Below are 21461 nucleotides of genomic sequence, written 5' to 3'. Positions count from 1 at the left end.
ATCTGGAGGATTTATGAGGAAGTTGTTTTTGTCTGTAGTGATGTTTACGTTTATGTTTAGTTTAGCTTTTGCAAACACTAAAATTGCTGTTTTTGATATGCAAAAAGCCCTGGATGAGAGTAACGCTGGTAAGGCAGCAGTGGAGAGTATGAAAAAGGAGTATCAGGATCTTCAAAAGGAGATAGATACAAAGAGCATGGAGCTTAAAAAGATGCAGGATGAGATAAATGCTCAAAGTGCTGTACTAAGCGAGGATGCAAAGCAACTTAAGATGGATGAGTATCAAAAGAAGCTCAAGGATCTACAGAGAATAATAAAGGATGCCAATGAAGAGTTTAAGAAAAAGGAGCAGATGTTAGTTAATAAGATAGCTAATGAACTCCGGGATGTTGTGGAAAAATTAGGTAAAGAATTGGGTTATGGTATAATATTTGAAAAAAGGGAGTCTGGAGTACTTTATAACTCTGATACAACCGACATAACCAAGCTTGTTATTGAAAGGTATAATAAAGAATGGAACAGCAAGAAAAAATAAGATTATCTGAGCTTGCTAAAAAGTTGGGTGGTAGATTAGTTGGGGAAGATATCCCAGTAAAAAACTTTTCTTCCATAGAACAACCAAAACCTGATAGTGTGGTTTTGCTTACCCATAAAAAGTTTTTAGATTTGGTAAGTAATTCTAATATATTAGCTGTTGTTGTTTTTAGTTCGCTAAATATATCATTGGAAAAGCCTCATGTGGTAGTTGATGATGACAAGCTAACTATTGTGAAAATGCTTGAGATTTTTTATCCGGAAGAACAATTTTCTCCTTATCTATCTTTCAGAGCATCGATATCTAAGAGTGCTAAGATTGGGGATAATTGTTATATAGATGATTTTGTAGTGATTTCTGACGGAGTTACTATTGGTGATAACTGTTTTTTGGGTGCTGGGGTTAAAATAGGTAAAAATGTAACTATAGGTAATAATGTGAAAATATACCCCAACGTTGTTATATATAACGATACTGTTATAGGCAGTAATGTGATAATACACGCTGGTACAGTAATCGGCTCTGATGGGTTTGGTTATGTTAATCTTTCTGATAAGCATGTAAAGATAAGGCAGGTGGGTAACGTTATAATAGAAGATAATGTGGAGATAGGTGCAAACTGTTGTATTGATAGAGCTACCTTATCAGCCACAGTGATAGGGGAAGGTACTAAAATAGACAATCTGGTTCAGATTGGCCATAATGTCAAGATAGGGAAGAATTGTATTATTGTTGCCCAGGTTGGTATTGCTGGCTCATGTAATATCGGTAATTATGTTATCCTTGCTGGTCAAGTGGGTGTTGGGGATCATGTTAGTATTGCTGATGGTACAATTGTAATGGCTCAATCTGGTGTTATGTCTGATATTGAGTCAAAGGGTGTTTATCTTGGGTCTCCTATTATAGAGTCCAAACAGTTTATGAAAAACTACGCTGTTTTTAAAGAGCTATATAGCCTTAAAAAAGATATCGATAAACTTAAAGGGAGTAACTGATGGACATAAAAAAGATAATGTCATTAATCCCGCATAGGTATCCCTTTTTACTGGTAGATAAGGTTATTGAAAAAGGGGACGGGTGTATCATTGCCCAAAAGAATGTGACAATAAATGAGCACTTTTTTATGGGGCATTTCCCTGGGGATCCGATCATGCCTGGAGTTTTACAGATAGAAGCGTTGGCACAGACTGGGGGGATTTTATGTCATGACTATGTGGAAGATGCTGATGCTACTAATTGTGAGATTTTTTTTATGAGTATAGAGAACGCAAAGTTTAGAAGACCGGTGGTTCCGGGGGATGTGATGATACTTAAAGTTGAAATGGTAAAAAAGAAAGGGAATGTGTTTAAGTTAAAGGGTGAAATTACAGTTGATGGATATATAACCACCGAAGCTGAATTTATGGCAATGATGAGAAAAAGATAAGATGGAGATTACATGATAGATAAGTCAGCATTTATTGACAAAACTGCAGAGGTAGCTCCTTCGGCTGAGATTGCAGCGAATGTATATATCGGTAAAAATTGTAAAATAGGGGAAAATGTAAAGATAGGTTTTGGAACTGTGATCGAATGTAATACCGAAATAGGTGACGGGACTGTTGTATCTCCAAATGTAAATTTGGGTGGTGCTCCACAGGATATCAGTTATAGAGGGGAAGATACAAGGCTTGTTATAGGCAAAAACTGTGTTATAAGGGAGTTTTCTTTTTTACATAGGGGAAGTACAAAAGAGGAATGGGTTACTACCATAGGTGATAACTGTTTTATAATGGCAGCAAGTCATGTGGCCCATGATTGTAGAATAGGTAATAATGTTATAATCACTTCCTATGTTGCTTTAGCAGGGCATGTACATATCGATGATGGTGTAATTTTAGGTGGTCAGGCTGCAGTACATCAGTTTACCAGAATAGGTCGACAAGCGATGGTGGGGGGCTGTGCTAAAATAACAAAAGATGTTCCCCCTTTCTGTCTTGTGGATGGAAACCCAGCTAAGTTATATGGACTTAATATGATAGGTTTAAAACGTAGAGGAGTACCAGCAGAGGTTAGGAGTGAGTTGAAAAAGGCTTATGATATTCTTGTAAATATGGATTACGTTTTGGAAGATGTCATAAAGGAGATCTCGAAGCTTAATCAATACGACGAGGTAAAGGTCTTTTTGGAGTTCATCCGCAAATCGAAAAGAGGTTTGATGAGGAGGGGAGAATGATAAGGATGGGGCTTATCGGTGTCGGTAGAATGGGTAGATACCATTTGAACCTCTATGATGAGATCAGTGATATTCAAAAGGCTGCAGTTTGTGATATTGATGCGGATATATTTGATACATTACCGTTAAATCCAGATACAATTGTTACGACAAATTATAAAGAGATTTTGGACAAGGTAGATGCAGTAACCATTGCTGCCCCTACAAAATTCCATTATCAGATAGCAAAAGACTGTCTAAACGCAGGTAAGCATGTTTTAGTGGAAAAGCCTATTACCACAGATTATGAGCAAGCGGTGGAGCTTTTTAATATTGCCCAAAAGAAGGATTTGGTATTACATATTGGTCATGTGGAGAGATTTAATGCTGCTGTTCAAGAGTTGAAGAAGCTTATAAATAACCCTTTTCTAATTGAGTCCAGAAGGGTAGGACCATTTGTTGAGAGGATGAAGGATGACAGTATAGTTTTGGACTTAATGATTCATGATATAGATATCATACTGAATCTTATAGGTAGGGATGTAATTGATATAGAGGCAAAAGGTAGTCTTGTTTACTCAGATCTACCAGATTTTGCTTCCGTAACCCTTGTGTTTGATAACAATGCTATTGCTAATATCCTTGTAAGCAGAGTAACTCAAAAAAAAGATAGAACTATGAGCATCAGTCAACAAGATGCTTTTATATATATAGATTATACAAATCAAGATATAAACATCTATAGAAAAGGAGCTTCCCAGCATGTATTTGGGAATAAAGAACTAAAATATATAAACGAGTATGTATTAGAAAGGGTGTTTGTATATAAGGATAACCCATTAAAAATGGAGATAAAACATTTTTTAAGTTGTATAAAAAAAGAGACCAGTAGGATAGTGACAGTGGAGCATGAGCTTAACTCCCTCAAAGTAGCCCTTAAAGTGGATAGTATACTTAAGACCAAGATAGGTAGGGTCAGGGTGTAAAGTGACCGTAGGTCTTATTGCTGGTTATGGAAAATTACCTCTTATTGCCTATGAAAAGCTCATAACTCTATATAAAGATGTAGTAGTGATATCCCTCTTAGAGGAAGTTACAGTTGATTTTAATAAAATTCACAGCAGTGTATATCAATTCAGTGCAGGTCAAGTTGGGAAGATTATAAAAACGTTAAAGAAAAATAATGTGGACAAGATCCTTTTTGCAGGGAAAGTAAATAAAACTCTTTTGTATAAAAATCTAAGGCTTGATTTGACAGCAATGCGACTTCTTTTGGAACTTAAAGATAGAAATGATGATACCATTATGCTGAAAATCGTTGATGAATTCAGAAAAAATGGTATAGAGGTTTTAAAGCAGAGTGACATTTTGAGGGATCTTTTCGTATCTAAAGGTGTAATTTCAAAACGGAAACCCACTAAAAAGATTCTTGAAGATGTAGCTTTTGGTTATAAAGCTGCAAAGCTGTTGGGAAGTATTGATGTGGGTCAAACAGTGGTAGTAAAAAATAAGGCAGTTATGGCATTGGAAGCCATAGAGGGAACTGATGCAGCTATTGAAAGGGGATGTGGTTTAGCGAAAAGGGATGCTGTGGTGGTTAAGGTTGCAAAGCCTAATCAGGATGAAAGGTTCGATATTCCAACAGTAGGTATTGACACTTTGAAAAAAATATTAGATAATAAAGGTATATGTCTTGCAATAGAAGCAGATGCTACTATTGTTGTAGATTATGATGAAGTAAGAAGATTTTGTGATGATAATAATCTAATTATGATATCTTACAAGGGAGAAGATTATGAAAGCTGAGTATATTAATCCATTTATAGAATCCACTTTATCTGTTTTCAAAACTATGATCGGTATAGAACCAAAAAAGAATAATATTTATATAAAGCAGGGTGATGAGCCATCTTTTGATATCTCAGGTGTTATAGGTCTTGCTGGGCAGGCCACGGGGTCTGTTGTTATCAGCTTACCTGAAGATCTTGCCCTTGAGGTTGTGAGCAAATTCTTAGGGGAAGATAAAAAGAAAGTTGATGACGATGTTGTTGATGCAGTTGGGGAATTTATAAATATGATTGCTGGAAGTACCAAGAAGGTCTTTTCTGAAAAGGGGCTTAAGTTCAAAATCTCTATACCTAATGTAATAGTTGGGAAAGGTCACAAGATCAATCGTCCTAGCAATGTTCCTTGTTTGGGGGTAAAATTTGATGTGGGGAGTAGATTTTTTGTAGTGGAAGTAGCTTTAAAAGAAGAATAGATACAGATGTGTTTTCTCTTTTTTGTTTTAGGATCGATATTTGGCAGTTTTATGAATGTTTTGATTTATAGATTGCCCAGGGGGGTATCGATAATTGCTCCTGCTTCATCTTGCCCTAATTGTAAGGCACCTATTAGGTGGTATAATAACATACCAATAATTAGTTATATCTTTTTAAAAGGTGTCTGTAGGGATTGTGGGAAAAAAATCCCTTTTAGATACCTTGTTGTAGAATTTACTGTAGCTTTAATTTTTTTATTGATTTGCTACCGGTTTGGTATCAATATGCAGGGTATAAGTTATCTGGTATTCTCTTTTTTTATGTTAACCTCTGGTTTTACAGATCTTTATACTGCATTTGAAAAAGATGAGTTTGAGTGTGGCGTTATACCCGCTGTAATATTATATATGGGTATTGTTCTTGGAGTTGTAACATCTTACTTTAATGGGGTAGGTGTTTTAAATAGTCTTTTAGGGATGGTGCTGGGGTTTTTATCCCTTTTTTTGCCTGCATTTCTTTATAAGCTGTTTAAAAAAAGGGAAGGTATGGGGGATGGGGATATGTATCTTATGGCCATGACAGGTTCTTTTTTGGGTTTTAAATCTGTTTTGCCGGTAATTTTAATTTCATCTTTTTTAGGAGCTATAGTTGGGATTATTATCATCAGGTATTTGAAGGATAATAGCTTTCCAATACCTTTTGGGCCTTTTATAGCTTTTGGTTCTCTGTTTTATATGTTTTATGGGGAAAAAATTATAGATTTATACATCGGAATGGTGAGATAGGAGGTCATTTTGTTAGGCATTGAAGATCAACTTAAAGTAATAAAAAGGGGTGCTGAAGAGATAATATCCGAAGAGGAATTAAAGGAAAAGCTGGCATACTCCATAAGAAATAACATCCCCCTTAGAGTGAAAGCTGGGTTTGATCCAACAGCTCCAGATCTACATTTAGGCCATACGGTCTTAATCCAAAAGATGAAACACTTTCAAGATTTAGGTCATCATGTTATCTTTCTAATAGGGGATTTTACGGGACTGATTGGTGATCCTACAGGTAAATCTGAAACACGGAAGCCACTTACAAGGGAAGAGGTCCTAAAAAATGCAGAAACCTATAAAGAACAGGTTTTTAAAATTTTAGATCCAGAAAAAACAGAGATTGCATTTAATAGCCATTGGATGGATAAGATGTCGTCCTATGACATGATTAAGCTTGCTTCTTGTTATACAGTGGCAAGGATGTTGGAAAGGGATGATTTCTCAAAAAGGTATAATAGTGGCAGACCTATAAGTATTCATGAGTTTTTATACCCTTTGGTGCAGGGTTATGATTCTGTGGCCCTTAGAGCGGATGTAGAGCTTGGCGGTACAGATCAAAAGTTTAACCTGCTGGTTGGTAGGGATCTACAGAGGATGAATGGGCAGAGCCCACAGATTGCTTTAACTGTGCCCATTTTAGAGGGATTAGATGGTGTTCAAAAGATGAGTAAATCGTTGGGTAACTACGTGGGTATAACTGAAAAACCCACTGATATGTTTGGAAAGATAATGTCCATCTCCGATGAACTTATGCTTCGATACTACTTGTTACTTAGTGATAGATCTCTGGATGAAATTGAACGGATCAAAAATGCCATAAAGGATGGTTCCCTTCATCCAATGCAGGCCAAAAAAGATCTAGCAGAGGAGATAGTGAAAAGATTTCATGGATATGCTGAAGCTAAAAATGCAAGGGAGTGGTTTGAGCAGGTTTTTTCTAAAAAGGAGATCCCTGAAGATATTAAAGAGTTGGAGATGTCAACATTTGATAAGCTTATAGATATAATTAAAAAATTGGGTTTTGCTCCATCAAACAGTGAGGTAAGGAGATTGGCTGTATCTGGTGCTATTACTCTGAATGGTGAAAAGGTGGAGAATGTAGATATCTGTTTGGATACAGGGGAGTATGTTTTGAAGGTAGGTAAAAGAAATTTTGCAAAACTAATTGTGAAGTGATGGAGGATGTCATGGTATGTGTAAAACCTTTTAAAGGTATTAGATATAATCTTGAAAAAACTCTATTAAAGCAGGTTATAGCCCCTCCTTATGATGTTATCGATGAGGGGATGCGAGAAACACTCATAGGGAAATCACCATATAATATAGTCCAGATAGACTTGCCTGTAGGTGGGGATAACCGCTATAGAATTGCGGGGGAGCTTTATCGAAAATGGAGAGAGGATAAAATTTTGATCAAAGATCCAAGTCCAGCTTTTTATGTCTATGAACAGGAATATGAGTATGGTGGAAAAAACTACGTTAGAACAGGTTTTATTGGACTTTTAAAGATTGAGGAACTTGGAAAAGGTAGCGTTTTTCCCCATGAAAAGACCTTGCCAGGACCTAAGCAGGATAGGTTTGAATTAATGAAAGCTACAAATGCCAATCTAAGTCAGATATTTGGATTGTACTTAGATAGTGAAAATAAACTGGAAAGGATATTTTCTTTAGCAAAAAAGAATATGGCATCTGCTTCAGCTGTGGACGTGTATGGAGTTAAAAACAGTATATGGGTGGTAGATGATCCAGAAAGCATAGAAAAGATTATAAATTTTATGAAAGATAAAGCTGTCTACATAGCTGACGGTCATCATAGGTATGAAACCGCTATTAACTTTAGAAACTATATGAGGGAGAAAAACCCTACTGGTAAGGGAGAGGAAGGGTATGAGTATGTAATGATGATGTTTGTCAACTTTTATGATGAAGGGTTAAAGATATTCCCCACTCATAGAGTTGTAGATCTCCCAGAAGGTTTCAATTATTCTGAGTTTATGGGTAGACTTGAAGAGGAGTTTAGTATTACAGAGTTAACAGAAGATAAAAAGTGGAGATTTATGGATGTACCAGGGGAGATAAGAATGCTTCTTGTCACCAGGGACTCTTATTTTGGTTTGAGGGTAAAAGATTCAGTTTTAGATAGGTATGATCCAGTTTTTAGAAGGATTGATCCGTACATATTACAAGAGTCGGTTCTAAAACCTCTTTTGGAGTTTACCGATGAAAAACTGCTAAAAAAACAGGGGATTTGTTTTGTTCAGACTGAGGAGGAGATAAGGGAATTATTAGCAAGTGGCAATAGAATTGCATTTATGTTAAATGGCATAGATATCGAAGTTGTTAGGGAGGTATCTGAGAGCGGCTTAGTTATGCCCCAAAAATCCACATATTTCTATCCTAAGCTGCAGACTGGACTTGTAATAAACGATCTTTAAGAGACGTGGAAGACAGGGTTAGGATCTTAGAAAAAATAGAGATTGTCGCTGATATCTATGGTAAAAGACTGGATCTGTTTTTGTTTGAGCGTTTGGGTAGGTCGAGATCATATTTTAAAAACCTAATAGCCGATGGCCTTGTTACTGTTAATGGGAAGGTTTGTAAGGCTTCATATAGTGTTAAAACAAGTGATGTTATATCTGTTTCTATCCCCGACGAGTCCATCGATCTTACGCCAAAAGAGATAGACTTTTCAATTGTTTATGACAGCAAATGGTATGCGGTTGTTGATAAGCCAGCTGGTGTTGTTGTGCATCCTGCTCCTGGTAATACCACAGATACTTTGGTGAATGGTATATTGGCAAGATTTGAGATAAAGGATGATGAAGTTTTGAGACCTGGCATTGTTCATAGACTTGATAAAGATACTTCTGGTCTTATTTTGGTTGCTAAAAATAGAGATGTAAGGCAAAGATTATCCGAAATCTTTCAGCAAAGGGAGATAGTAAAGGTTTATCTGGCGATCTGTTTAGGTAAACCTAAGAAGGATTATATTAGGGTGGAAAACTTTATAGGCAGGTCCCCTTCTGACAGAAAAAGGATGGCAGTAGTCGATAAAAACGGAAAACTTGCTGTTTCAGAAGTTTATGTGTTAAAAAGGTTTAAAGAGATTTTTTTAGCTGCTATTCGAATCTATACAGGTAGAACCCATCAAATTAGAGTGCATCTTTCTCATTTAGGCTACCCTATAATAGGTGATAGTGTATATGGGGGCAGTAAAGTAATGAAATATGGCATTGAAAGACAGGCACTCCACTCTTACTATTTAAAGTTTTTTGATCCCTATCTTGAAAAAGATGTCTTTTATAAAAGTGATTTACCCCTTGATATGATGTCTCTTTTATTAAAATACGGTTTTGATTCTGGAAGGGATTATTTAAATCCGATTGAGGCTGTAAGAATTTAAAATTCTGTTAATATTTATAGAAAAAGTCAATAGCAACAATTTAAGGTCTAACTCATATGGCTTAAGTCTTTTTGATACATTCTATTAAAACGATGTTTATTGTTGACAGTTTTAAATTCATGTGTTAAATAGATGAATACTGTATACAAAATACAGAGGTGATGATATGAGCGGATATTTACCAATTGTTGTAATGTTAGTAATAGCAGCGCTTATAGGAATAATCAGTATATCGGTGGGATTCCTTATAAGACCTAAAAAGCCAGAAAAAGTTAAATTGAGTGTTTATGAATGTGGTATGCCAGAGTTTAGCGATGCGAGGCAAAGGTATAATGTAAGGTTTTATGTTATAGCGATGTTGTTTGTTATATTCGATGTGGAAACTGTTTTCCTGTTTCCGTGGGCAGTTGCCTTTGATGTTCTCGGGTTATTTGGGCTTATTGAAATGATTATTTTCATCATAATTTTAGTATTTGGCTATTTTTATGCATGGAAAAAAGGAGCGTTAGAATGGGCTTGATGGAGCATAGGTTCTCAGACAATATTATTACTACTACCATTGATGGTGTTATAAACTGGGCAAGGCGTTCATCCCTTTGGCCGGTTACCTTTGGTCTTGCTTGTTGTGCTATTGAGATGATGGCCGCAGGTGCATCTAAGTATGACCTTGACAGGCTTGGTATTATATTTAGGGCTACTCCAAGGCAAGCTGATCTTATGATAGTTGCAGGTACTGTGACTAGAAAGATGGCTCCTGTGGTTAGAAAGGTTTATGATCAGATGCCGGAGCCGAAGTGGGTGATTGCTATGGGTAGTTGTGCCACAAGTGGTGGGATTTTTAATACATATTCCACGGTACAGGGTGTTGATGAGATAGTTCCAGTGGATTTTTATATACCCGGATGTCCTCCAAGGCCAGAAGCGTTGTTGGATGCGATTGTCGCCCTTCAGGAGAAGATTAAGGGCGATAAAATATTGAGGAAGTGAGGTGGATTATGACATTTGCTGATCTTGTTGCAAAGCTTAATGAAAAGTTTCCGGGTAAAATAAATTGCTTTGAGAAATTTGGTAATAAAAATATTGTTGTTGATAGATCTGTTGCCAAAGAGCTGTTGAAGTCTCTTAAGGTTGAGTTTGGATTTACTTATCTTGTGGATATTGTTGCAACACATTGGCCTAAGAGGAAAGAGAAATTTGATCTTGTATATAACCTTTTTAATATAGATAAAAAGCTTAGGGTTTTTGTGAAGTACTCAATAGAAAATGATAGGACATTTACTGTTGTGGATATATGGAAAGGGGCTAATTTCCTTGAAAGGGAGCAGTATGATCTTGTGGGAGTTTTTTTTGAGGGGCATCCTGATCTAAGAAGGATTCTGCTTCCTGATTTCTTTGATGGGCATCCACTTAGAAAGGATTACCCGCTCAAGGGTAGAAAGTGGTTTAATAATGCCGATGAACAAGGCTTAGGTCTTAAGTTTAGCAGATAGTAGGGGTGGCAGATGAGCGTAATCAGTGAAAAAGACAACCTTAGTGAAATTATAACGGTCAATATGGGGCCTCAGCACCCAAGTACCCATGGTGTTTTGAGGCTTGTTGTGGATCTTGATGGGGAAACCATTGTTGGTGTTCGCCCTGATGTGGGTTTTTTGCACAGGGGTGTGGAAAAGTTGGCTGAGCATAGAACATATCATCAGTTTATACCGCTTACAGATAGATTGGATTATCTTTCGCCACTTTCTAATAATTTGGCTTTCTGTTTGGCTGTGGAAAAATTTTTTGATGTTAAGATCCCTGAGAGGGCTGAGTATCTAAGGGTTATTTTTGCAGAGCTAGCAAGGATTGCAAGTCACCTTGTTTGGGTTGCTACCCATGCATTAGATATAGGTGCCATGACAGTTTTCCTTTATGCCTTCAGGGAGAGGGAACTTATCCTTGATATGTTTGAAATTGCCACAGGTCAGAGGATGACATCGTCCTGGATAAGGGTGGGTGGTATTAGAGAAGATGTTCCGCCTTTGTTTTTTGAAAAATTGAGGGAGTTTGTTGAAGTATTTGATGAAAGGGTTGATACCTATGAGGGGTTGCTTACTAAAAATAGAATCTGGTTAGCCAGGACTGTTGGGGTGGGTAAGTTGTCCAAAGAAGATGCCCTTGATTATGGAGTAAGTGGTCCAATTATGAGGGGTTCAGGTATAGATTTTGATCTAAGAAGAGATGAACCTTATGGTATTTATAGTAGATTCAAGTTTGAGGTCGCTGTGCAGGATGGTTGTGATATCTACGCCAGATACCTTGTTAGAATAAAGGAGATGAGGGAAGCCAATAAAATATTAAAACAGGCTCTCGATCAGATTCCAGAAGGTCCAGTGATGACAGATGATCCAAGATTGGAGATTCCGTCCCATCAGGATGTGTATGAAAAGATGGAAGCCTTGATACGTAGGTTCTACATAATTACCAAAGGCTTCACTACACCTAAGGGTGAGGCTTATGCGTGTGTAGAGGCTCCTAAAGGTGAATTAGGATTTTATATTGTTAGTGATGGTGATACAAAGCCATACAGATTGAAGATTAGGGCTCCTTCCTTTGTGAATTTGGGGGCAATAGAAGCTATGGCCAAAGGGCATATGGTTGCTGACCTTGTTGGTATTATAGGTAGCATAGATATAGTCCTTGGCGAAATAGACAGATAAGGGGAAGGCGATGGAAGCAGTTGCTATTGATAAAGAGTTGGATTTTACAGAGTTAGATCATATATGTGAAAAATATAAAGGGAAGAAAGGGGCAACGATTCCTGTTCTTCAGCAAGTGCAGGAGCACTATGGTTATTTGTCTAAGGAGATGATCGAAAGGATTGGCGAAAATCTCAATATGTCCCCCCATACGTTATATGGTGTTTTGACATTTTATGCGCAGTTTTATACGACTCCGAGGGGTAAATACGTGATCAGAGTTTGTCGTGGTACTGCTTGTCACGTTAAGGGATCTGGTAGGATTTCAGAAGTTGTCTATGAGGAGTTTGGTATCAAAAATGGTGAGACTACACCTGATATCAAGTTTACCTTAGAAGAGGTATCATGTATTGGTGCCTGTGGTATGGCTCCGGTTATAATGATAAATGATAAAACCTATGGAAACTTGACCCCGGAACAGTCAAGGAGCATATTTAGGGAATATGCTCAAAAACAGGATTAGGGGGTAAATGATGAGTGTTGGTTCTAATATTATAGAAGTCCATGTGTGTATGGGTACAGCAGGTGTTGCCTCTGGTGGCTACGAGGTAATGGATGCCTTTGCTGCGGAGTTTGAAAAAGAGGGTATTCAGGCGGTTTTAAAAGAGAGAAATTGTAAGGTCAAAGCTACAGGCTGTAGGGGGTTGTGTGCTAGGGATGTTTTGGTGGATATACATATTCCTGGTGCTGAACCGGTAACCTATGAACATGTAACTGCTGAAATGGTACCTGCCATAGTCCAGGAGCATATTATAAATGGACATATAGTGGATAAGTGGGCAGCTAAGAAAGATTATTACGATTTTTATAAATTCCAGAAGAGATATGTTTTGAAAGACTGTGGTAAGGTGGATCCTGAAGATATAGATGATTATCTATCTATGGGTGGGTATGAAGCCATCAAAAAGGTATTAAATGAGATGACACCTGAGCAGGTGATAGCAGAAGTTAAAAAGTCAGGTCTAAGGGGCAGAGGTGGTGGAGGTTTCCCGACTGGTCTCAAATGGGAGTTTTGTAGGGCGTCTAAGGGGGAACTTAAATACCTCATATGTAATGCCGATGAGGGTGACCCTGGTGCCTTCATGGATAGAAGTATAATAGAAGGTAATCCCCATGTGGTTATAGAAGGTATGCTCATTGCAGCCTATGCGATCGGTTGTAAAGAGGGTTATATCTACTGTAGAGCTGAGTATCCTTTGGCCATTAAAAGGGTTAAAAAAGCTTTAAAAGTTGCGGAGGAAAGAGGTTTTTTAGGTAAAAATATATTAGGTAAGGACTTTGAGTTTCATCTCCACCTCAAAGAGGGTGCTGGTGCCTTTGTCTGTGGTGAAGAAACTGCTCTTATAGCATCCATTGAAGGGGAAAGGGGGATGCCAAGGCCTAGACCACCATTTCCTGCTGTTAGGGGTTTGTGGGGCAAGCCTACAAATGTTAATAATGTCGAAACATTTGCAAATCTTCCATTGATAATTCTTGATGGTGCAGATTTTTATGCATCCATGGGTACTGAGAAGTCCAAAGGTACAAAGATATTTGCCCTTAGTGGTAAAGTAAAGTCCACTGGGCTTGTTGAAGTTCCTATGGGTATAACTGTAAGGCAGCTCATATATGATGTGGGTGGTGGTATACCTAAGAAAAGAAAATTTAAAGCTGTACAGTTGGGTGGACCATCTGGTGGCTGTCTACCAGAATCGTTGCTTGATACCCCTATTGACTACGATTCCCTTATTGCTGCTGGAGCTATGATGGGTTCTGGTGGTGTGGTTGTTATGGATGAAACCAACTGTATGGTGAATGTTGCTCAATTCTTCCTAACGTTTACCCAGAGGGAGTCTTGTGGTAAGTGTATACCATGCAGAATAGGTACTAAAACGATGCTTGATATCCTCGATAGAATTACAAGTGGGCAGGGTAGAGAAGGTGATATAGAGAATCTGATAGATTTAGCAAATGATATTAAAACTGCATCGCTTTGCGGTCTTGGCCAGACTGCTCCTAATCCTGTACTTACAACAATAAAATATTTTAGAGAGGAGTATGAGATACATATCAAACAAAAGAAGTGTCCGGCGAGGGAATGTGCTCCACTTATAGAGTTTATTGTGGATGATGTGAGATGTAAAAAGTGCGGGATCTGTTTTAAAGTGTGTCCAGTCAATGCTATTACATGGGAAAAAGGGAAGGTTGCATATATTGATAGATCTAAGTGTGTTAAGTGCAGGGAATGTATCGTCAACTGCCCATTTAACGCAATAGATTAACGAAGGGGAATGAATATGGTTACGTTAAAGATAGATGGAATAGAAGTTCAAGTAGAACCAAATTCAACAATACTTGATGCAGCAGAAAAAGCTGGTGTCCATATACCGGTGCTATGCCATGATAAGATTTTAAAGCCATTTGGTGCTTGCAGAGTCTGCTTAGTGGAGGTCAAAAACAATCCTAAGCTGATGACTGCATGTACCACACCTGTAGCAAACGGTATGGAGGTTATTACCACCAGTGAAAAGCTTGCCAAAATAAGAAAGACACTTATAGAACTGCTTCTGATTAACCATCCCCTTGAATGCCCTGTTTGTGATAAAGGGGGGGAGTGTATGTTGCAGGATCTTACCTATGAGTTTGGTGTAAACCAGGTTAGGTTTGATCCAAAGCCAAATGACACTCCAGTTGACCATACTAACCCATTTATAGAAAGGGATATAGACAGATGTGTCTTGTGTGGTAGATGTGTAAGAATATGTGACGAGGTTGTGAATATTCAAGCTATTAGCTTCCAGAACAGGGGTACAGATACCATAATAGGGACAGCTTTTAATCAACCATGGAACTGTGAATTTTGCGGTCAGTGTATGAGTGTTTGTCCCGTTGGATCTTTAAACAACAGGGTATATTTGTTTAAGAATAGACCGTGGAATCTTGAAAAAACTGAAACTATATGTGGTTTCTGTTCTTGTGGCTGTTCTATCGTGGTGGATAGTGAGGATAATGAGGTATTTAGGATTACGGAAAAGTATGAACTTGGTGTTAATAAAGGTTTGTTGTGTGTGAAAGGCAGATTCGGTTTTGAGGCTTTTAATAGCGTAAAGAGGGAAAAAGTAGCTAAGATAAAGTCAGGAGATGATTATAAAGATATATCGAATGAAGAGGCATACAAGATAACTTCGGAAAAACTTAAGGAAATCAAGGATAAATTTGGTGGAGATTCCATAGCTTTTATTGTTTCGCCCAGGATCACGAATGAAGAAGCATATCTATTGCAGAAATTTGCAAGAGAAGTCTTAGGTACAAACTATATATATTCATCAGAATCGGCAAATTGTCTACCAGAAGGTACTTATTCTGATGTGGAATCTGCTGATGATATCACGGTATTGAATATCGATTTAACAGAGTCTAATCCGATATTAGGTCTTTTCGTAAGAATGACTGCTAGGAAGAATGAGGGTGGTCTTAGGGTCTTTTATCCAAAATATACTGCTTTAAAAAGAGTGGCGTCAGAGTTCTATACTGGTAAGCCCTCTGAGCTTTATCAGCTCATGGAGGATTTTGTTAAGGCTATAGAAGGTGAATCGAATAGATGTTCTTCTGTAGCGCAAAAATTGATCTTTGCTAATGCACCTGTACTGATCTACAATCCCTATAGTGTTGTTGATGTAAGTTTGGTTAGCAGGATAAAGAAAGCTCTACCCAAGATAAAACTTATCCCCTGTAAGCTTAAAAATAACTCTCAGGGGATTGTGGATATGGGTTGTGCTGAGGGTGTTTTACCCGGTATAAAGAGAACAGTTGTTCCAAAACTCGAAGATCTAATGAGTAACAATAAGATAAAAGCTTTAGTGATAGTTGGGGAGAATATAGTCCATAATCCTGATTATTACAGAGTTTTGGGTTTCTTGTCAAAAACAGATTTTATAATGGTTACTGATCCCTATTTTACTGAAACAGCAAAATTGGCTAATGTGTATATACCGGTCTCTTCTTTTGTTGAAAAAGAGGGAACTTTCACAAACCTCGAAGGTAGAGTGCAGAGATTGCAAAAGGCTGTTGATAAAGGGGTTGTTTCTGATGCAGAGGTATTCTCCCAGGTTTCAAGATGTATGGGGGTTGTGCTTCCATCTGATATTGAAGAGTTACAGAAACTTATCAAAAAAGATGTTGAACTTTATAGAGATGTGGATTTTGATGGTGGTTTGGTTAAATATCCATACGTAATCGATAGAACAGACGACTGTGGGTTTAAAATGTCAGGAGAAGGTGCTTTTGAGTTGTATCAAAGTAGCTTAAGATTCCACTCAGGTACCTATACCACTTGGTCCCCTGATTTATCGAAAGCTTATAGTGATACGTTGTTGGAGATTAATCCAGAGGATGCAAAAGGGTTAAATTTATCCGAAGGGGATTATGTTTCTGTAAAATGTGGTGATATCATGAAAAGGTTTAGAGTGGAATTCGAAAAATATATGCCAAAGGGTGTAGTTGCTCTACCTAAGAATTATATTGGGGTAGAGTCGATATTTGCTAAAGGTGAATATTTGCGGGTTGATCTTGTAAAGCATGAAGGATAACGATCTTAAAAGAGGGATACAGGAATATCTTAAGGGCGAACCAGAGATGGCGATTGAGGTTCTAAGTGAATATTTAAGTAATAATGATGATACGACAGGTCAGGCCTATTTTTACAGAGGCCTGGCCCATTATGATCTTGGGGATTTCCCAGAAGCTGTAAGTGACATAAAACGGGCTATCGAGATTAATCCTAACTATTCCCAATATTATTTTCGATTAGGGATGGCTTATTCAAGGATGTTTCAACACAACGAAGGGATAAAAGCCCTTGAGAAAGCTATCAAGATGAACAATAAAAACACGAGAGCTAAGTTTCTATTAGGCACTTTATATTTTGAAATTGGAGAGATCTCAAAGGCTTCAGAGATTTTTAAAAATATCATAAAAACAAATAAATCACATACCTCAGCAAAGTATTATTATGCTCTTAGCTGTTATTACCTCGGAAAACAAGATGAGGCGGTGTCTATTCTTAAGGAGATCATAAGTATAAACCCCATGTTTGTGGATGCGTATATCAAACTAATTGATATATATATCAGAAACTCAGCTTTTGATGATGCTAAAGAGATATTCATACTCAGTCTTAAAAATAGTATAAAAAGTGTAGATTTCTCTATCAGGGTGTATGAAATGCTTGTAGAAAAAGGTATTATTGATAAGAGTGGTTTTATAGATCTGGTTTCTAATGCTGTTACGGACATCCAATTTTTAAACAAGATCATTGAAGTTTTAAATGATACAAAAAAAATTAAAGAGGTTGGTTATGTTAGTTGAACTAATTTTTGTGGTTATCAAGATTCTTGTTGTAATCACGGTTCTGCTCTTGGGCGTAGCTTACATGACCTGGCTTGAAAGAAAAGTCATTGGTCATATGCAGGTGAGGCTTGGACCGACACATGTTGGTTGGAAAGGTCTCCTGCAGCCTATAGCCGATGGGTTAAAACTCGTGGCAAAAGAGGACATTGTTCCTACAATGGTTGATAAGCCGGTGTATATTATTGCGCCACTTTTAAGTTTGATACCTGCACTAAGTGCTTTTGCCGTTATCCCTTTTACAAATGCTACCATCAACCTTTTTGGAAAAGAGTATAATCTCTATATCGCTGACGTTAACATAGGTCTTCTCTATATTCTTGCTCTATCGTCAGTGGGTACTTATGGGATTATCATGTCTGGTTGGGCGTCTAATTCTAAATATGCACTCTTGGGATCTTTAAGATCTTCAGCCCAAGTGATCAGCTATGAAACTGCAATGGCTTTATCCCTTGTTGGGCCGATCCTTTTAGCGGGTACATTGAGCTTAAAAGGAATTACAGAGGCCCAGGCTAATGGATTGTGGTTTTTTATACCGCAGTTTGTTGCATTTGTTATCTATATAATATCTGCTGTTGCTGAGACTAATAGGGCGCCATTTGACCTGCCAGAAGCAGAAACAGAGCTTGTGGCTGGTTTCCATGTGGAATATTCCAGTATGAAGTTTGCCATGTTTTTCCTTGCTGAATATGCAAATATGTATGTGGTTTCTGCTATTGCTACGATTGTTTTCTTAGGTGGATGGAATGGACCTTTTGGACCGAGCTTTATATGGTTTGCAGCTAAGGTACTGTTTTTGATGTTTTTTTATCTTTGGCTGAGGGCAACACTACCGAGACTTCGTTTTGATCAACTTATGACGTTAGGGTGGAAGATCCTTATTCCTATTGCTCTTTTGAACGTAGTTGTTACGTCCATAGTTGTGTATGCTATGAGTTAGAGGTGGAAGATGAGAAATATTGTAGATACACTATTTTTTACAGAGATTCTTCAAGGTCTTGGGATTACTCTTAAACATCTCTTTAAAAAGCCTGTTACCCTTAAATACCCTTTTGAAAAGCCGGTAATATTTGACAGGTTTAGAGGTGTTCATTATATAAAAACAGATGAAAAAGGGAATCCAAAGTGTGTGGGTTGTTACCTTTGTCAAAAAGTATGCCCATCTGAATGTATCTATATAGAGACAGATGCAGGACCAAACGGTGAAAGACTTATAAGGAAGTTTGTCATCGAACTCGACAGATGTATTTACTGTGGATTCTGCGAGGAGGCATGCCCTAAAGATGCTATTCATATGGGTAAAAAATATGACATAGTTGAAGCAAATAGAGAAAAATATGTCGTAAATATGAACTACTTAGTAAAAAATTATAACAAAGGAGAATAGATTATGGAGCAGCTGGGATTTTATGTTTTGGCTTTTGTGGCGATCATCTCCTCGTTATTCATGATAACAAGGGAAAACCCTGTTCATTCAGCACTATGGATGCTGCTCACGTTCTTTGCTGTGGCTGGTATATTTGTTCAGCTCAATGCCGAGTTCATCGCCGCGATTCAGGTACTTGTGTATGCAGGAGCTATATTGGTATTGTACCTCTTTGTTGTTATGCTGCTTAATCCAAAGAGTAAGGGTTTTATAAAAATCCCTTTTAGATATGCTCTGGGCATAGTTGCATCTTTTGTAGTGTTTATACAGATACTGATTACGCTACAAAGTGCAAATGTTATTGGAAAAAGCGGACCTTACACACCTGAAATCTATAAACAGTATGGCAATGTTAAGATTTTTGGTTATGAACTCTTTAATAACTACTTGGTGCCATTTGAGATTGTCTCAGTCATGCTGTTGGTGGCTATGATAGGGGCAATTGTGCTCGCTAAGAAGGATTAGGAGGAACTATGACACTTCAACATTACTTAGCACTAAGTGCAATTATATTTACAATTGGGATGACTGGAGTACTTGTTAGGCGAAATCTAATAGTTATGTTTATGTCAGTGGAATTGATGTTAAATGCTGTAAATATAAATCTTGCTGCATTCTCAAAGTATCTAAATGCTTTAGGTGGGCAAGTGTTTATAGTGTTTGTGATGGCTGTGGCGGCAGCTGAGGCAGCGGTAGGGCTTGCTTTGATCATTGCACTTTTTAAGAACAAACCTACTGTCAACGCTGATGAACTTAATACAATGAATGGGTAAGGAGTTGCCAATGATTGAGTTAGGAATTCTAATTGCACCTTTGGTGGCGCTGTTGATAAATGGGATCTTTGGCAGACTATATATAAAGGATAAGGCTCACTATGTGGCTGTCACAGGTGTGCTTATATCTTTGGCTATATCAATCATCACTTTCTTTAAGGTAATGAACGGTTATAGGTTAGATGCTGTAGTCTATAAATGGGTGTTAGCTGATGACATTGTTATACCCTTTGGTATACTTATAGACCCTCTTACGGCAATTATGCTTGTTGTTGTAACCTTTGTTAGTTCGATGGTTCATATCTACTCCATCGGATATATGCATCATGATAAGGGGTACTGGAGGTTCTTTACCTATTTATCAGTCTTTACCCTTTCTATGCTTATTTTGGTAATGGGTAATAACTTCCTCATGTTATTCGTGGGATGGGAGCTTGTGGGCTTATCCTCATACCTTTTGATCGGTTTCTGGTTCCACAAAAAGAGTGCAGCTGATGCAAACAAGAAAGCATTTGTTGTAAACAGAGTTGGGGATTTCGGTTTTTATATCGGCTTGTTACTTGTGATTGTAACATTTAAAAGCTTAAACTACTCAGATGCCTTTAACTATGAAGCCATAAAGGCTATTAAAGGTGTTGGTTTTAATCTCTTTGGCATTGACTTTAGTTTAATAGATCTTATGACATTTGGTCTGTTCTGTGGTGCCATTGGTAAATCGGCACAGTTCCCACTTCATGTGTGGTTGCCAGATGCGATGGAAGGTCCTACTCCTGTTTCTGCTCTTATCCATGCTGCTACAATGGTTACAGCTGGGGTTTACATGGTAGCAAGATGTAACCCACTTTTCTCTGAGGCCCATATTACAAGTGAAATAGTTGTTTATGTGGGTGCTGTTACTGCATTTTTAGGTGCTACAATAGGTTTAACACAGTTTGACTTCAAAAGGGTATTAGCATACTCAACTGTGAGTCAGCTGGGGTACATGATCATGGCTACAGGTACAGGGGCTTATATTGCGGGGATATTCCATCTTTTCACCCATGCATTTTTCAAGGCGCTGTTGTTTCTTTGTTCTGGTAGTGTTATGCATGCTATGCAGGATAATCTCGATATAAGGGTTATGGGCGGATTGAGGAAAAAGATGCCTATAACTGCATGGACATTTTTAATAGGTTGTATTGCAATAGCAGGTATCCCTCCTCTTGCAGGTTTCTGGAGTAAGGATGAGATTTTGGCTATGGCTTTTGCCACTGATCATAAATTGGCATGGTTTATAGGTACGGTGGTGGCTTTTATGACGGCATTCTACATGTTTAGGTTATGGTGGATGGTGTTTATGGGTGAGCCAAGGGATCATCACTTATACGATCATGCCCATGAGTCACCATGGCAAATGACTTTACCTTTGGTGCTACTTGCTATATTGTCTGTGCTGGTGGGTATGCTCTTTGGCTATCCTTTGGAAAATGGGTATATTCATAAATTCTTAGGACCAGTGTTAACTCCACCGGGGTTAAAACCTCATCATTTATCTCATGGTACAGCAGTTGCATTGATGGTGCTTTCTATAGTGGTTGCGGTGGCTGGAATTGCACTTTCATATCTATACTATATGAAGTCACCTGATCTTCCTGAGAAAACAATCAAAACATTTAGACCAATACATAAGCTCTTTTACAACAAATGGTATTTTGATGAAATTTATGACGCATTGATTGTTCAGCCATGTGTAACTATCTCAAACTTCCTGTGGAAAGGTTTTGATGCCAACTTCATAGATTTTATAGTGAATGCTTTTGGAAAAGTATCACAATTTTTAGGTAGTATACTAAGGATGATCCAGACTGGAAGGATACAAACGTATATCTTTACAATGGTGGTTGGGGTTGTCATCCTTGTTGCAATATTTTATGTAGGTTAGGAGGCTG

The 21461-nt window shown here is 37.8% G+C and carries 24 protein-coding genes; all 24 read left to right on the top strand.

The genetic code is table 11. The annotated features are described in order from the left end of the window. Positions 1-13 precede the first annotated feature (13 nt). The 24 genes from N3C60_07430 to nuoL all read left to right on the top strand — a co-directional run bounded on the left by N3C60_07430 (position 14) and on the right by nuoL (position 21454). Positions 14-535, top strand: coding sequence for an OmpH family outer membrane protein (locus tag N3C60_07430; GenBank protein MCX8084731.1), 522 nt, complete (start codon positions 14-16; stop codon positions 533-535). Next, positions 514-1530, top strand: coding sequence for a UDP-3-O-(3-hydroxymyristoyl)glucosamine N-acyltransferase (gene lpxD / locus N3C60_07425; GenBank protein ID MCX8084730.1), 1017 nt, complete (start codon positions 514-516; stop codon positions 1528-1530). Before N3C60_07430 ends, lpxD begins: the two co-directional genes overlap by 22 nt. Continuing rightward, complete coding sequence (gene fabZ / locus N3C60_07420; protein MCX8084729.1) at positions 1530-1961, top strand: 3-hydroxyacyl-ACP dehydratase FabZ; 432 nt, start codon at positions 1530-1532, stop codon at positions 1959-1961. Before lpxD ends, fabZ begins: the two co-directional genes overlap by 1 nt. 12 nt (positions 1962-1973) lie before the next feature. After that, positions 1974-2750, top strand: a complete 777-nt coding sequence (gene lpxA, locus N3C60_07415; protein ID MCX8084728.1) for an acyl-ACP--UDP-N-acetylglucosamine O-acyltransferase — start codon at positions 1974-1976, stop codon at positions 2748-2750. Further along, on the top strand, positions 2747-3715 hold the full coding sequence (locus N3C60_07410) for a Gfo/Idh/MocA family oxidoreductase (GenBank protein ID MCX8084727.1): 969 nt from the start codon (positions 2747-2749) through the stop codon (positions 3713-3715). Before lpxA ends, N3C60_07410 begins: the two co-directional genes overlap by 4 nt. A 1-nt stretch (position 3716) precedes the next feature. After that, the gene (lpxI, locus tag N3C60_07405; protein MCX8084726.1) at positions 3717-4535 is read left to right on the top strand and encodes a UDP-2,3-diacylglucosamine diphosphatase LpxI; all 819 of its coding nucleotides are present in this window, start codon (positions 3717-3719) and stop codon (positions 4533-4535) included. Next, positions 4525-4989 (top strand): chemotaxis protein CheX, encoded by a 465-nt coding sequence (locus N3C60_07400; protein MCX8084725.1) that lies wholly within the window; start codon positions 4525-4527, stop codon positions 4987-4989. Before lpxI ends, N3C60_07400 begins: the two co-directional genes overlap by 11 nt. Before the next feature lie 6 nt (positions 4990-4995). Beyond that, positions 4996-5775, top strand: a complete 780-nt coding sequence (locus N3C60_07395; GenBank protein MCX8084724.1) for a prepilin peptidase — start codon at positions 4996-4998, stop codon at positions 5773-5775. 9 nt (positions 5776-5784) lie between these two features. Next, positions 5785-6987 (top strand): tyrosine--tRNA ligase, encoded by a 1203-nt coding sequence (tyrS, locus tag N3C60_07390; protein ID MCX8084723.1) that lies wholly within the window; start codon positions 5785-5787, stop codon positions 6985-6987. Positions 6988-6998: 11 nt separating this feature from the next. Continuing rightward, positions 6999-8246: a DUF1015 domain-containing protein gene (locus tag N3C60_07385; protein ID MCX8084722.1), complete on the top strand. Its 1248-nt coding sequence runs from the start codon at positions 6999-7001 to the stop codon at positions 8244-8246. A gap of 5 nt (positions 8247-8251) precedes the next feature. Next, complete coding sequence (locus N3C60_07380) at positions 8252-9214, top strand: RluA family pseudouridine synthase (protein MCX8084721.1); 963 nt, start codon at positions 8252-8254, stop codon at positions 9212-9214. A 166-nt stretch (positions 9215-9380) separates the two neighbouring features. Next, complete coding sequence (gene ndhC / locus N3C60_07375; protein ID MCX8084720.1) at positions 9381-9734, top strand: NADH-quinone oxidoreductase subunit A; 354 nt, start codon at positions 9381-9383, stop codon at positions 9732-9734. Then, a complete protein-coding gene (locus tag N3C60_07370) occupies positions 9725-10201 on the top strand; it encodes an NADH-quinone oxidoreductase subunit B (GenBank protein MCX8084719.1) in 477 nt (158 codons plus the stop codon). The genes ndhC and N3C60_07370 overlap by 10 nt, the downstream gene beginning before the upstream one ends. Before the next feature lie 8 nt (positions 10202-10209). Then, positions 10210-10704, top strand: a complete 495-nt coding sequence (locus tag N3C60_07365) for an NADH-quinone oxidoreductase subunit C (GenBank protein MCX8084718.1) — start codon at positions 10210-10212, stop codon at positions 10702-10704. 12 nt (positions 10705-10716) lie between these two features. Continuing rightward, positions 10717-11910 (top strand): NADH dehydrogenase (quinone) subunit D, encoded by a 1194-nt coding sequence (gene nuoD, locus N3C60_07360; protein MCX8084717.1) that lies wholly within the window; start codon positions 10717-10719, stop codon positions 11908-11910. A 10-nt stretch (positions 11911-11920) separates the two neighbouring features. After that, complete coding sequence (gene nuoE / locus N3C60_07355; GenBank protein MCX8084716.1) at positions 11921-12412, top strand: NADH-quinone oxidoreductase subunit NuoE; 492 nt, start codon at positions 11921-11923, stop codon at positions 12410-12412. Positions 12413-12422: 10 nt separating this feature from the next. Beyond that, a complete protein-coding gene (gene nuoF, locus N3C60_07350) occupies positions 12423-14210 on the top strand; it encodes an NADH-quinone oxidoreductase subunit NuoF (protein ID MCX8084715.1) in 1788 nt (595 codons plus the stop codon). A 15-nt stretch (positions 14211-14225) separates the two neighbouring features. Further along, positions 14226-16517, top strand: coding sequence for a molybdopterin-dependent oxidoreductase (locus tag N3C60_07345; GenBank protein ID MCX8084714.1), 2292 nt, complete (start codon positions 14226-14228; stop codon positions 16515-16517). Next, entirely contained in the window at positions 16507-17295 is a 789-nt protein-coding gene (locus N3C60_07340) for a tetratricopeptide repeat protein (GenBank protein ID MCX8084713.1), read from the top strand. The genes N3C60_07345 and N3C60_07340 overlap by 11 nt, the downstream gene beginning before the upstream one ends. Further along, positions 17285-18274 carry an NADH-quinone oxidoreductase subunit NuoH gene (gene nuoH / locus N3C60_07335; GenBank protein ID MCX8084712.1) on the top strand — a complete coding sequence of 330 codons (990 nt, stop codon included), beginning with the start codon at positions 17285-17287 and terminating at the stop codon, positions 18272-18274. The genes N3C60_07340 and nuoH overlap by 11 nt, the downstream gene beginning before the upstream one ends. Before the next feature lie 9 nt (positions 18275-18283). Further along, on the top strand, positions 18284-18721 hold the full coding sequence (locus N3C60_07330) for an NADH-quinone oxidoreductase subunit I (protein MCX8084711.1): 438 nt from the start codon (positions 18284-18286) through the stop codon (positions 18719-18721). A gap of 3 nt (positions 18722-18724) precedes the next feature. Further along, a complete protein-coding gene (locus N3C60_07325; GenBank protein ID MCX8084710.1) occupies positions 18725-19225 on the top strand; it encodes an NADH-quinone oxidoreductase subunit J in 501 nt (166 codons plus the stop codon). An 8-nt stretch (positions 19226-19233) separates the two neighbouring features. Continuing rightward, a complete protein-coding gene (gene nuoK, locus N3C60_07320; GenBank protein ID MCX8084709.1) occupies positions 19234-19533 on the top strand; it encodes an NADH-quinone oxidoreductase subunit NuoK in 300 nt (99 codons plus the stop codon). A 10-nt stretch (positions 19534-19543) separates the two neighbouring features. Beyond that, positions 19544-21454: an NADH-quinone oxidoreductase subunit L gene (gene nuoL, locus N3C60_07315; GenBank protein ID MCX8084708.1), complete on the top strand. Its 1911-nt coding sequence runs from the start codon at positions 19544-19546 to the stop codon at positions 21452-21454. Positions 21455-21461 lie beyond the last annotated feature (7 nt).

The organism is Calditerrivibrio sp., assembly GCA_026415135.1.
In the GTDB taxonomy this organism is placed as follows: Bacteria; Chrysiogenota; Deferribacteres; order Deferribacterales; family Calditerrivibrionaceae; genus Calditerrivibrio.
Note: the sequence above shows the minus strand (reverse complement) of the source record. Positions and strands in the feature narration are given on the sequence as shown.